This is a genomic window from Dyadobacter sp. HNCC25DJ184, assembly GCF_056895215.1.
In genome coordinates, this window is record NZ_JBXHAQ010000002.1 from 263,405 (window position 1) to 276,229 (window position 12,825).

A 12,825-nucleotide genomic window follows, 5' to 3' on the forward strand; every position below is an offset into this window, starting at 1 on the left:
TAAAAAAGTGAACCACTTTATTCACTTTTCCAAACCTGACATCGGCCGATTTGCCATGTCATAACCTTCAAAATTTCAATGAAAAAACTTAGACTTTTTAACAATGTCGTGGGATGGATCATTTTTTCGATCGCACTGACCACTTATGCGGTGACGATGGAAAAAACGGCCAGTTTTTGGGATTGCGGCGAATTTATTGCCGCTGCTTTTAAACTGGAAGTTCCGCATCCACCCGGTGCCCCATTTTTTCTTTTAATGGGAAGACTATTTGCACTAATTGCTGGAGAGGACGTACTCGAAGTCGCTTACTGGGTTAATATGCTTTCGGTCATTTGCAGTGCATTTACCATCCTATTCCTTTTCTGGACTATCACACTAATCGCAGGAAAAGTTATAATTAAGGACAAGCAACAGCCGGATTCTGCCGAAATTATCTCAATAATAGCTGCGGGAATAGTTGGTGCGTTATGCTACACCTGGTCTGACTCCTTCTGGTTTTCGGCGACTGAGGCGGAAGTATACGCCATGTCATCCTTTTTTACGGCTATTGTAATCTGGGCATTTTTTAAATGGGAGCAAATCGAAGATCCCGCATTGGAAAATCGCTGGTTGATTCTGATCGCTTTTTTAGTGGGAATTTCGATTGGTGTTCATTTACTCAACCTCGTCACAATTCCTGCACTGGCGCTTTTATTCTATTTCAAAAAATATCCGAATCCCACATTTTTGGGAGGTATATTAGCTTTCATTTCAGGGCTTTTAATCCTGGCAACGATCAACTCAGGTATTATTACAGGTCTTCCCGAATTAGCTGGAAAGTTTGAAATTTTCTTTGTCAATTCACTGGGTTTGCCTTTCAACTCGGGCGTTAGTTTCTTTATTCTGTTGCTGTGTGCTTCGCTTGTCAGCGGGATATATTATTCACAAAGGAAAAACTATTTCAGACTCAATACCGGCCTCTTATGTTTTGCTTTTGTCCTGCTCGGCAATACAACTTATCTGATGGTTTTAATTCGTTCAAATTACAATACCCCCATCAACGAAAATAGTCCGAATGATGTCCTGAGTTTTGTTTCTTATCTGAAACGGGAACAATACGGTTCCCGACCGCTGGCATATGGACCTTCGTTCGTTGCACAACCTACAGGTTTGAAAAAACTTGCTCCCGTTTATCAACGCTCCGGAAATCAATACAAAATCGTGGATTATCAGCAGGAATACGAATATGCGCCGGGTGACAATATGTTACTTCCGCGGCTGTATAGTGTTCAGGATAATCACGCTCAAATTTATAAGTCGATGCTGGGATTGGCTGAAGGACAGAAGCCGAGTATGATTCAGAATCTTTCCTTCCTGTTCTCGTATCAGATGGGTCATATGTATTGGCGATACTTCTTCTGGAACTTTGCAGGACGTGAAAGCGATATCGAAGGCTCGGCAACGCTGTTTCCATGGCAATCTTCGACCCAGTATCCGTCAACTATCTCGGCCAATAAAGCACATGATAATTACTATATGCTGCCGCTGGCTCTTGGGTTGATCGGATTAACATTCTTGGCTTTTAGAAATAAAAAGGATCTGATCGTCCTGGGACTATTGTTTGTCCTGACCGGCGTTGCACTCGTGATATACCTCAATTCTCCACCTGTGGAGCCACGCGAAAGAGATTATATATATGTGGGCTCATTCTACGTATTCTGCGTCTGGATCGGCATTGGAGTGATCGGATTAGCGAGAAGTCTGCATATGGTTTTGACAAATAAAACAGTCAGAATCGCGTTAGTATCTGCCTCTTGTCTGATCGTTCCTGCTATCATGGGTGTGAAAGGATGGGATAATCATGACCGCCGCAACCGGTATTTTTCTGTGGATTTTGCGAGAAATATCCTCAATTCCTGCGCACCAAACGCCATTCTTTTTACAGCCGGAGACAATGATACGTTTCCGCTCTGGTATGTACAGGAAGTGGAAGGTTTTCGAAAAGATGTAAGGGTATGTGTTCAAACCTACATGGCCTCCGATTGGTATATCTCTCAATTGAAAAGAAAAATCAACGATTCGGAGCCTATTGCAACCTCGTTAACGATGGAACAGTACGGTCGCGGGAAGAACGACTATATTCCTTTTTATGAGATTGAGAGCGTAAAAGGTGGTATTAATTTGAAAGAATATCTGGAATTGGTCAAGCAGAACAATCCTGCGATACAGGTGCCGCTGACAAGTGGGGAGATGACCTCCATTATGCCATCGTCCATTCTGTTTCTGCCGGTCGATCGTGAAGCAGTCATTGCATCTGACATTGTCCAAAAAAGTGCTCTGCCATATGTTTCAGACTCAATTTCATGGAGCATTGGTAAAAAGAGCCTGTTTAAGAGCGACCTGGTAATACTGGATATCATTTCGACGAATAACTGGAAACGTCCCATCTATTTTTCTACCACCATGGGGCAAACCAATGATCTGGGGATGAGCGAGTTTATGCAGCTCGAAGGATTTACATACCGATTGCTGCCAGCCAAAATTCCTGGAGCTTCAGAGGGATATGTCAACTCAGACATTATGTACACCAATATGATGAACAAAATGGCGTGGCGTGAACTGGACAACAAAAAATCATATTATGACGACACTTATCGCCGTTCGCCCGTGACAACTTCCCGACTTTCATTTTTACGCCTGGCCAACCAGTTGGTAGCAGAAAACAAATTGGATATGGCCAAAAAAGTTGCCGACCGCGCGATCGCTGTTATGCCCGACGATTCAATTCCTTTTGACGCCATATCTTCCTCATTTGCAGGTATTTATTTTGAAGTAGGAGATAACAAAAAGGGTCTTGAAATAGCAGACACCTTAGCTAAACGGTCAAATGAAAACTTATCGTGGGCTTTAAACCACCCTAATACCGCTTTGGTAAGTATCAATAATGACTTATATATCCTTAATACGCTCGCAAATTCCTGTAAACGCGCCAAACAATTTAGTGCAGCCGAAAAATATGAAGGAATGTTGAGAAAGCATTTGAATGCTTTTAACTATCGGACGGAAGGGTAGTTCAAAAGAGTTAAAAGATTAATAGTGAAAGGATTAACGACTAGCGGGCTAATTGACCCGGCGTTAGTCCTTTCACTCTTCTTTTAATATTGCGGAAGTCCGTTATTATTTAACCCGTCGTCGAAATGCAAAAACCAGGTGAAAAAAACTTGGAAACAGTCCGCCACGATAAAAACTATTAACTCATCGTTAACCGTTAACCGTTAACCTTTTTGCCTTTAACCCTCATCCCTTCCCCGCTGTAGTATGCGTCTTCATCAACATCGAAAACCAGGCTCTGCGCGCCATTCTATAAAATAGTGGAGTCAAAATAATCATCACCGGGATGATACTGATCAGGAAATAGTTGATATACTCCTCGAAGAAATTGACGAATATTAGGAAGTAAATAACCATAAAGGCCACGTAAAACGCATAACTTACATATAGGGCGCCCTGGTAAAATCCAGGTTCAGGTGAATAATTCTCACCACATGCAGAGCATTTTGAGTGCATTTTATCGAAGCCTTTTGTGTAAGCTCCTTTCGTAACAAAAAAGTCTCCTTTGCCACAGTTCGGGCATTTATTTAAGAATATAGAGGATATGCGATACATTATATTTAGAAATTTTCAGACCAATACTAATGGGCTATGAGTACAAATTTCAGCTTTGACAGCCATTAAAGCTATTAATACCTTGTAAAAACAATTCGGGACTTTCACTTCATAACTCTGTTAACCAGCTCCCCATTTGCCAGAAAAGCAGCTGCATTGTTATATGTTGTGGTAGTGATTTGCTCCATCGCTTCATGTGTAAAGAATCCCTGGTGCGAAGTAATCAATACATTAGGGAATGATATCAGCTTGGTAATCAGATCATCCTGAATCACATCTTCGGAATAATCATGAAAGAAAAGATCGTCTTCATGCTCGTAAACATCCAGTCCCATATACCCAAGCTGGCCGGCCTTCAGCCCCTCAATCACATCGACAGTATTCACCAAACCTCCACGACTCGTATTGATCAACATCGCGCCCTTTTTAAACAACTTTAACGTTTTTTCATTGATCATATGACGGGTGGAATCCATCAGCGGGCAGTGCAGAGAAACAATATCGGCGTCGGCCAGCGTATCTTCCAACGTACCGTAAATTACACCTGCTTCTGCCAAACTTGGATCCTCATGAATATCAAATGCCATAATTTTGCAGCCAAAACCCCTCATAATTCTACAAAATGCTTTCCCGATATTACCTGTTCCGATCACCGCCACTTTACAATTATGAAGGTTGAACCCCAATAACTTATCCAGTGAAAAATTTCCTTCCCGTACCCTATTATATGCTTTATGGGTTTTGCGATTCAAGGTCAGAACGAGAGCGAGGGCATGTTCAGCCACCGCTTCGGGAGAATAAGCAGGTACGCGAAGGACAAGCAGATTCAAATCTGTTGCGCTTTTGATATCAACATTATTATATCCGGCACAACGAAGTAGAATCAATTTAACCCCATTTTCACTCAATATTTTAAGGACATTTGCAGTCGCCTCGTCATTCACAAAGAGACAAACCGCATCATATCCATTTGTAAAAGAAGCTGTTACCTCGTTGAGTGAGTCAACAAAGTAAGAAATATCATGGCCTGGGTTATATCTGTCAAAAAAATCCTGATCATATTTCTTTGCGCTGAATAGTGCAATTTTCATGGGTGTTGAAGTTTTGTGGCTGGCGACTTGATCCTTCAAAATATTCGGATAAGAAACCGGCAAATATCCGAATCATCGCGCAATTCAAATTATGACCGATATCATGTCTGTTAATGACAAAGACCATTAACTTCTCCAATATCGCCAAAATAGCCCGACAAAGCAGGTATATGTTTTATCTTTTCGCTAAAACGTCTATATTCGAAAGTTAAATGATCCAACTAAACCTTTAATAATGAATAATTATACTACCCGCTTATCTCCCAGCATTTTCAAGTCTTCCTAAACATTTTCTCCGATACCATCGCACTTTTTTTCCGGTGCATTACGTCGTGCAATGCGATCTTGAAGTTTGCACTAATCTGGAGGACGATACTTTGGAACTCCGTATCAATAGTAACTCATTTTACAAAAATTAATTTAGATATCACTGATGAACCGTAGAGAAGCAATTGAAAAAATTACCGTCATGATGGGTGGTATGATTTCAGCTCCGCTTATGGCCGGGGTGATGGGAGAAAAGCTGAATTTTGGCCCCTCCCTCACCATCACCACCGAACAGGAAGCACTGTTGGCTGAAGTTGCCGATGTAATCATACCCACCACGGGCACTCCGGGGGCAAAGGCTGCTGGCGCCGAGAAATTCATTGTCAGGGTGATGCGTGACTGTTATCAGATAGACGACCAGAAGAAGTTCTATGGCGGTCTTGAAAAGCTGGACAGCGATAGTAAAGCGGCATATCAGAAAGGGTTCGCAAGTCTGGATGGGCCACAGAAAATTGAGATGGTCAAAAAGCTAACACTGTCAGACAAGCCCTTCTTCGTAATGCTGAAAGGGTTGACGGTCACCGGATATTTCACCTCCGAAATTGGCGCCACACAAGCACTTGATTATCTGCCGATTCCGGGCAGATTTGACGGCTCCTGGCCTATGCCGAAAGGTCAGAAAACCTGGGCAATTTAATTCCTGATAACCCTGTAAACCATTAATCTGTTTTAGAATGGCGAATTTAAATATTGATGCAAAAAAAGAGATATCGTACGATGCCATCGTCATTGGCTCGGGCGTGTCAGGAGGCTGGGCAGCAAAAGAACTCACCGAAAAAGGCTTGAAAGTATTAATGCTCGAAAAAGGAAAAAACCTCGAGCACGTTACCGGATATGAAAACGCGTTGAAAGCGCCGTGGGAGTCACAATATAATGGCAGGCTGACGGTTAAACAAAAAGAGACTCACCCGTTTCTTTCCCGCGACTACCCATATAATGAAATGACGGAGAAGTACTGGATGAACGATTCAGACTCTCCATATGAAGAAAAAAAGCGTTTTGACTGGTTCCGCCCGAATATAGTCGGTGGAAAATCCATCATGTGGGGCCGTCAGTCTTATCGTTGGAGCGATCTGGACTTTGAGGCAAACCTGAAAGACGGAATCGCGGTAGACTGGCCGATCCGCTATAAAGATATTGCGCCTTGGTATTCTTATGTCGAAAAACATGTGGGTATATCAGGCGAAAAATTAGGTCTTCCACAGCTTCCGGACAGCGACTTCATTGCTCCGATGGAAATGTATTTCGTCGAAAAAGAAGTCCGGAAACGTCTTGAAAAAGAATTCCCGGGCAGAACGATGACGATCGGACGTGTTGCCAACCTTTCTCAGCCCACCAAGATACAGCTTGAAGGGGGCCGTTCTCCATGTCAATACCGTAACAAATGTTCGCTGGGATGTCCTTATGGCGCATATTTCAGTACGCAATCCAGTACGCTCCCTCCTGCTGTGAAAACCGGCCTGCTGACCCTGCGACCTGACAGTGTTGTTCGTGAGATTGTTTACGATAACAAAACCCAGAAGGCCACCGGCGTCAAAATAATTGATTCGGTGACGATGGAGGAAAAGGAATTCCATGCAAAACTGATTTTCGTTTGCGCCAGTACCATCGGATCGACTGTCGTGTTGATGAATTCAATTTCCGATCGTTTTCCAAATGGAATGGGTAATGATTCAGGAGAGCTTGGACACAACCTCATGGACCACCATTTCCGGACAGGAGCCAGTGGAACCTGGGAGGGCGATCTGGATAAGTATCATTTTGGAAGAAGAGCAAATGGTATCTATATTCCTCGTTATCAAAACTTTGGAAACGATAAGCGCGATTATCTGCGCGGATTTGGATATCAGGGAAGCGGTAGTCGCCAGGGATGGCAGCGTAACGTAGCTGAACTTGCGTTTGGTGCTGACTTCAAAGAAGAACTGACTACACCAGGAAACTGGGGAATTGGCTTTGGTGGATTTGGAGAAACGCTTCCGTACCATGAAAACAAAATGTACCTCAACAGAGAGAAAAAGGACAAGTGGGGTATGCCAGCAGTAGTTTTCGATGCAGATTTACGCGAAAACGAGCATAAAATGCGTAAGGATATGATGAACGATGCAGCTGAAATGCTTGAAAAATCGGGTGTCAAAAACGTGAAAACGCATGACAACGGGTCATATCTCGGAATGGCAATCCACGAAATGGGAACGGCACGGATGGGACGTGATCCAAAAACTTCTGTGCTCAACGGCAACAACCAGCTTCACTCGGTGAAAAACGTATTCGTAACAGATGGAGCAAGTATGACCTCTGCCTCCTGCGTCAATCCATCACTGACTTATATGGCATTTACAGCCCGAGCAGTTGATTTTGCAGTAAAAGAATTTAAAAAGAAGAATATCTAGCAAATATCAAAATGATAAACGGGTGTCGGTCAAGGCACCCGTTTTGGTGACAATCCTTTGAACGATATCATGCGTACTTAAAAGATCCTGTCTTTTTTAGTAGCTATGAAGGGCGAACCAAGGCTTCATCGGACAAAGGGTTATTTGTAATGAAAATCTGTTAATAAAAGTGATGCGGAATAAGCCCTAAGTAAGGATGTGATTGAATATGAACAAAATCAATCGATGTGTCCGGTAGTTTTTTAGTATTTCAGCTTTGATATATAGTCCGATTCTTTTGCATTCTTTGAATCATCCCGATCAATTTTCGAGCGGAAAACAGGCGAAACAAGAGGGTCGGCTATCGTCGTTACAACAGCTTTTTTACATTAAGTCCATTTTTATGATCAATTCTTATTCGCGCAAACTATTTGCTCTTCTTATCTTATTATCGTTCGCCTTCAGCGTTCACTCCTTTGCTGCGGCGCCCAAAAAGGAATTTTTCGAGATAAAAATTTACACTGTCAAAGACAAAGACCAGGAAGCCAGAGTCGAAAAGTATCTGAAAGACGCCTATATACCGGCACTTCACAGATTAGGCGCAAAAACGGTCGGAGTTTTTAAGCCAGTCGCCAGCGACACGGCCGCATTTGGAAAATTCATCTATGTGTTGACTCCTTTGAAATCTCTTGATCAACTTTCAAATCTACCGGCACAACTGAGCAAAGATGCCGCATATGTCGCAGCTGGGAAAGATTATATCGATGCAGAGTATAAAACTCCGCCGTATGTTCGTTTCGAATCGATTGTCTTGCAGGCATTTGAAGATGCTCCGGTGATCACTCCGTCTAAATTGAGTGTTCCAAAAAGCCAGAGAATTTATGAATTAAGGAGCTACGAAAGCGCGTCCGAAAAAATTCACATGAATAAGGTAAAGATGTTTAATGCGGGTGGTGAAATTCCGCTGTTCTCAAGACTTGGATTCAATTCCATATTCTACGGCGCAGTAATTTCCGGAAGCCATATGCCGAATTTGATGTATATGACCACTTTTTCAGATAAATCTTCTCGCGACGAACTCTGGAAAGCATTTTTTGCTTCGCCAGAATGGACCAAACTAAAGGCAGATCCTGAATACCAAAATAACGTTTCCAAAAACACCATATACTTTTTAAGTCCGACTGAGTATTCAGACTTGTAAAATCTGAAGTCACTTACGAACAGAAGGGTGTCGGAGAGGCATCCTTTTTTTGTTTTCAGTCAATGTTGTTTTAACATGACAATCCAAGAAGTAGAGTCCTGTATATGAAATGTCAATTTGGTTTTTTTCATGGCAGAATCTACAATGAATGACCATGTCCTGACAAAACCTGACCTAAAATTAAGAAGCTTTGTCCCTTCGTGTTTTCGAGGCAAAAACGATAATCAATGGATAAATTCGATATTGTGTAAAAAATAAATCCAATATCCTGCGGGATTTTGCAATATTTTGCAATATTTGTGCAACAATATACCAGACACTACTTACCAATCTCCCCATGACGGAAGCAGGCCAAACGACCATATCAAAAGAATTAAAAGCAGCCAGATCATCCAGTCTGCTAGTATTCCTCATCTGCGGAATAGCTTTGTCATGCTGGGCTCCGATGGTTCCTTTTGCCAAAACCAAACTTCAACTCGATGACGCGACGCTTGGTCTGGTGCTATTGTCGCTTGGTGCCGGTGCTATATTGACAATGCCCTTTACGGGTATTTTGATTAAAAAATTTGGACCACGCAAAGTTATCGTGACGGCTTCGACGGTGGTATCTGTCATGCTTCCCCTGTTGCTTCTATCAAACTCTGCTATTCAATTAGCAATTGCCCTTTTCATCTTCGGATCTGCCCTTGGTTCTGTGGACGTTTCAATGAACGCACATGCGGTCTTGGTTCAAAACCAGTACGGGAAGCATATCATGTCCTCTTTTCACGGAATGTTTAGCCTAGGTGGGTTAATAGGTTCAATCGGCCTCGGCTTCCTGATCAAATTTGGACTTTCGCCATTCACAGCGGCTGTTAGTATTGGCGTCCTTTTATTATTAATTGTTTTATCCCAATATCGTAATCTTTTGCCGGACACAGAGGAAAATTCCGAAGACTCTTTTTCTTTCACATTGCCGCGTGGTCGCGTGCTGGCACTCGGATTTATGTGTTTTGCTTTCTTTTTGGCCGAAGGAGCATTACTGGACTGGAGTGCAGTTTTCCTGCAATTCAACCGCAATTTTGATCCATCATTTTCAGGAGTAGGATATGCAGCCTTTTCACTGGCTATGGCTATTATGCGCCTAACTGGCGACGGCATCGTTCATAAATTAGGCTCTCAAAAAGTAGTACAATATGGAGCTCTGATCGCCGCTGCTGGATATTTCATTGCCACTTCAATTCCGTCGCCAGTTGCAGCGATCCTTGGCTTTGTGCTGGTTGGGCTAGGAGCCGCCAATGTCGTGCCTGTATTTTTTACTGCAGCCGGCAATGTTCCTAACGTACCGGCTTCTGTTTCCCTGCCCGCCGTAACCACACTGGGGTATACGGGCCAATTAGCCGGACCGGCTGCGATAGGTGTCATCGCCGAAGCATCTTCTCTTCCGTTCGCCTTGGGCCTTGTAGGATTATTATTGCTGATCGTCGCCTTTACATATAAAGATCGCTGAAAGTGTTGCCGCTGGAACCGATTTGTAATCGGTTTCGTATGGTGTAGCGTTTGCAACGAGTATCAGGGATTTATTTTCTTCTAATGGTGTCAGAAAACGCGTTAAAAACGCTGGACTAACCAACTTCGATTGCAAATCGAAGTTCGCAGCTTAACAGACTTGGCTGGACTTAGCTGGAACAGATTTGCAATCTGTTCCTAGTGGTTTAGCGTTTGCAACGCGAAGGAAATATTACATTATTTTTAAGCTACCGGGCAAGAAAACGCGTTGCAAACGCTGGACTAACCAACTTCGATTACAAATCGAAGTTAGCAGCTTAACAAACTTGGCTGGACTTAGCTGGAATAGATTTGCAATCTGTTCATAGTGGCTTAGCGTTTGCAACGCGAAGGAAATATGACATTATTTTTAAGCTACCTGGCAAGAAAACGCGTTGCAAACGCTAGACCAACCAACTTCGATTGCAAATCGAAGTTAGCAGTGGATCTCGACAAATAAACTGATCCCAAACAGTAGGCGAACAATATTAAAATCTTTATTTTGAGGACAATCAAAAGCCTCAGATGAAAAAATATTGCCTGATACTCCTGCTACTGTTTGCCGTTCCGGATTTTGCCATTGCTCAAAAAGACGCATCTGGTAAAACCTTTTGGTGGAAAAGAAATAATCTGAGAATCATTCAAATGAATCTGCCCGACTACGAAGCAGCAAGTCTGAATGCCGATTCCGTTGTCGCCGACCTCGTCCATTATTCTGCCAATACCTTGATAATCAATGCTGGTGGCATCATGGCTTTCTACCCGTCAAAACTGGATTTTCATTATACCAACCCATATATGAAGCCCGGTGTTTTGGGTGACATCGTTCAAAAATGCCATCAGAACAAAATCCGCGTGATTGTGCGTTTTGATTTCAGCCGTATACACGAGAGCATATATAGCGCGCATCCCGATTGGTGCTATATATCATCAAAGGGCGAACGAATGATTAATACCGATATGTACGTAGTTTCTATAAACGGGCCATATGTGCAGGAAAAAGCTTTCAAAATTGTGGAGGAGGTAATGGATCAGTTTCCAATTGATGGCATTTTCCTGAATATGCCTGGATATCAGGTTCGTAATCCCTATGAAAATCAATACCACGGAATAGATCAGAACGATTATGATAAAGAGGCCTTTTCCAAATTTAGTGGTGGATGGCCTCTACCAAAAGAAGAGAATAAAGCAGATACTCTTTTTCAAAAGTATCTGGAATTCAAGAAAACAACAGTAGAGCAATGGTCAGAAAAGCTACATAAAATCGTGAAAGCGAAGAATCCGCAGATTGCGATCTGCACCTATTCAGACAAATTTGTCGATATCATCCGCCACGAGTCGCAAAGCATGACCTCCCTTCCCTATTGGCCATATACCGCGTCTGACAATGTTGGAAATGCTGTCAATTCATTTCCGGAACATATCATCAGCAATGCGAGTATTCAGCAAATATCGTTTCAATCCAGGTACAACGCCGTGGAGCCACCTGAAGCGCGTATCAGGCTTTTTGAAAATATCGCCAACGGATCTGGTCTGGATTTGAGCATGATGGGTGATATGCGCGGCTATGAAGATGAGCGCAACTATCCGGTTTTTAAAGAGGTATATGACTTTCACAAAAAGAATGAACTCTATTTTGGAAAGTATAAATCCATAGCAAAAGTTGCGATCATCGCTCCGGGAGCATGGCCAAGTGGCGATCCGATGCAGGAATATCGCGGCATTCAATTGATGTTGCGTGAAGCTCATATCCCTTTTGATATTATCGAGGATAGTCAGATTGAAAATCTGCAAGCCAAAATCAAGAACTATAAGCTGATAATACTACCGGAAATCACATATTTGAAACCTCAGGCGATCAAAATATTACACGATGTCAATTTGACCGGGACAAATTTAATTGCAACCAATCGCACTTTTTTCGATGATCCCGGATCCTTAAAACAGATATTTGGTGTCAAAATTATCGAAAAAGACAACGATGGTGCAGGTAACTATCTCGTGCCCGATAACCGAAAGATATTCAAACATTTCGCTGGGCAAACCATGCTCTTCTGGAAGTTCAATCTGGGCATATATGATATGACTGGCGCTGACGAAAGATATTTGCCCATTTTAACCAAAGGCAGACCGGGGCCTCCCGAGATTATTGGCGGACATAGTCCCACCGGAAATTACGGATTAGCCATCAAGAAAAATTCGGCTGGCCAAGCTGCTATATTGCCCATTAATGTTGGCAAGCTTTATTATATCCATGGATATCAGGAACATAAGCAGATCATTCTTGATTTGATCGATCATTTATGCCCTGATGCTTCTCTACAAATCCAGACAAATGCACCCGCACGAGTGGAGACCCTGTTGACTGACTATGCCAAAAACACAGAAAATAACAAGTCGGTCTCCGACGGCTATATCCTCCATTTGACAAATCTGACTGGCGTCAGCGGGACAACTTATTTTGAGCCGTTACCAGTCTATTCAATAAAATTCAAACTTCCCCTTCCCATCAAACCCGTCCGCATATTCACTTTGACAGATGGAACAAATTTGGATTTTACCTGGGACAAAGGACACATCTCATTCGTATTACCAAAATTGGAAAGTTTCCAGTCAGTCGTTATGAATTGGAAAGATTAGGAGAATATATCTGTAAGTAACGGAT

Annotated in this window: 8 protein-coding genes; 6 read left to right on the plus strand and 2 right to left on the minus strand. The window is 42.6% G+C overall.

The window, feature by feature from the left end:
- Window positions 1-78 precede the first annotated feature (78 nt).
- The gene (locus AC1XUD_RS04060; protein WP_483359680.1) at window positions 79-3,051 is read left to right on the plus strand and encodes a protein O-mannosyl-transferase family; all 2,973 of its coding nucleotides are present in this window, start codon (window positions 79-81) and stop codon (window positions 3,049-3,051) included.
- Between the two features lie 225 nt (window positions 3,052-3,276).
- Here AC1XUD_RS04060 and AC1XUD_RS04065 read toward each other — a convergent pair whose 3' ends face one another.
- Complete coding sequence (locus tag AC1XUD_RS04065; RefSeq protein WP_483359681.1) at window positions 3,277-3,645, minus strand: DUF983 domain-containing protein; 369 nt, start codon at window positions 3,643-3,645, stop codon at window positions 3,277-3,279.
- A 104-nt stretch (window positions 3,646-3,749) separates the two neighbouring features.
- Window positions 3,750-4,736 carry a 2-hydroxyacid dehydrogenase gene (locus AC1XUD_RS04070; RefSeq protein WP_483359682.1) on the minus strand — a complete coding sequence of 329 codons (987 nt, stop codon included), beginning with the start codon at window positions 4,734-4,736 and terminating at the stop codon, window positions 3,750-3,752.
- A 433-nt stretch (window positions 4,737-5,169) separates the two neighbouring features.
- Here AC1XUD_RS04070 and AC1XUD_RS04075 point away from each other — a divergent pair, with 433 nt between their 5' ends.
- The 5 genes from AC1XUD_RS04075 to AC1XUD_RS04095 all read left to right on the plus strand — a co-directional run bounded on the left by AC1XUD_RS04075 (window position 5,170) and on the right by AC1XUD_RS04095 (window position 12,800).
- On the plus strand, window positions 5,170-5,700 hold the full coding sequence (locus tag AC1XUD_RS04075) for a gluconate 2-dehydrogenase subunit 3 family protein (RefSeq protein WP_483359683.1): 531 nt from the start codon (window positions 5,170-5,172) through the stop codon (window positions 5,698-5,700).
- Window positions 5,701-5,737: 37 nt separating this feature from the next.
- Entirely contained in the window at window positions 5,738-7,453 is a 1,716-nt protein-coding gene (locus AC1XUD_RS04080) for a GMC oxidoreductase (protein ID WP_483359684.1), read from the plus strand.
- A gap of 382 nt (window positions 7,454-7,835) precedes the next feature.
- Entirely contained in the window at window positions 7,836-8,633 is a 798-nt protein-coding gene (locus AC1XUD_RS04085) for an NIPSNAP family protein (RefSeq protein WP_483359685.1), read from the plus strand.
- A gap of 337 nt (window positions 8,634-8,970) precedes the next feature.
- Window positions 8,971-10,122, plus strand: coding sequence for an MFS transporter (locus tag AC1XUD_RS04090; protein ID WP_483359686.1), 1,152 nt, complete (start codon window positions 8,971-8,973; stop codon window positions 10,120-10,122).
- A 563-nt stretch (window positions 10,123-10,685) separates the two neighbouring features.
- Window positions 10,686-12,800 (plus strand): family 10 glycosylhydrolase, encoded by a 2,115-nt coding sequence (locus AC1XUD_RS04095; RefSeq protein WP_483359687.1) that lies wholly within the window; start codon window positions 10,686-10,688, stop codon window positions 12,798-12,800.
- The last annotated feature ends 25 nt before the right edge of the window (window positions 12,801-12,825 follow it).

What these genes read in the sequence shown, in the direction of transcription:
- AC1XUD_RS04060 (WP_483359680.1), top strand. Translation starts at nt 79, where the DNA reads ATGAAAAAACTTAGACTTTTTAACAATGTCGTGGGATGGATCATTTTT.
- AC1XUD_RS04065 (WP_483359681.1), bottom strand. Translation starts at nt 3,645, where the DNA reads ATGTATCGCATATCCTCTATATTCTTAAATAAATGCCCGAACTGTGGC.
- AC1XUD_RS04070 (WP_483359682.1), bottom strand. Translation starts at nt 4,736, where the DNA reads ATGAAAATTGCACTATTCAGCGCAAAGAAATATGATCAGGATTTTTTT.
- AC1XUD_RS04075 (WP_483359683.1), top strand. Translation starts at nt 5,170, where the DNA reads ATGAACCGTAGAGAAGCAATTGAAAAAATTACCGTCATGATGGGTGGT.
- AC1XUD_RS04080 (WP_483359684.1), top strand. Translation starts at nt 5,738, where the DNA reads ATGGCGAATTTAAATATTGATGCAAAAAAAGAGATATCGTACGATGCC.
- AC1XUD_RS04085 (WP_483359685.1), top strand. Translation starts at nt 7,836, where the DNA reads ATGATCAATTCTTATTCGCGCAAACTATTTGCTCTTCTTATCTTATTA.
- AC1XUD_RS04090 (WP_483359686.1), top strand. Translation starts at nt 8,971, where the DNA reads ATGACGGAAGCAGGCCAAACGACCATATCAAAAGAATTAAAAGCAGCC.
- AC1XUD_RS04095 (WP_483359687.1), top strand. Translation starts at nt 10,686, where the DNA reads ATGAAAAAATATTGCCTGATACTCCTGCTACTGTTTGCCGTTCCGGAT.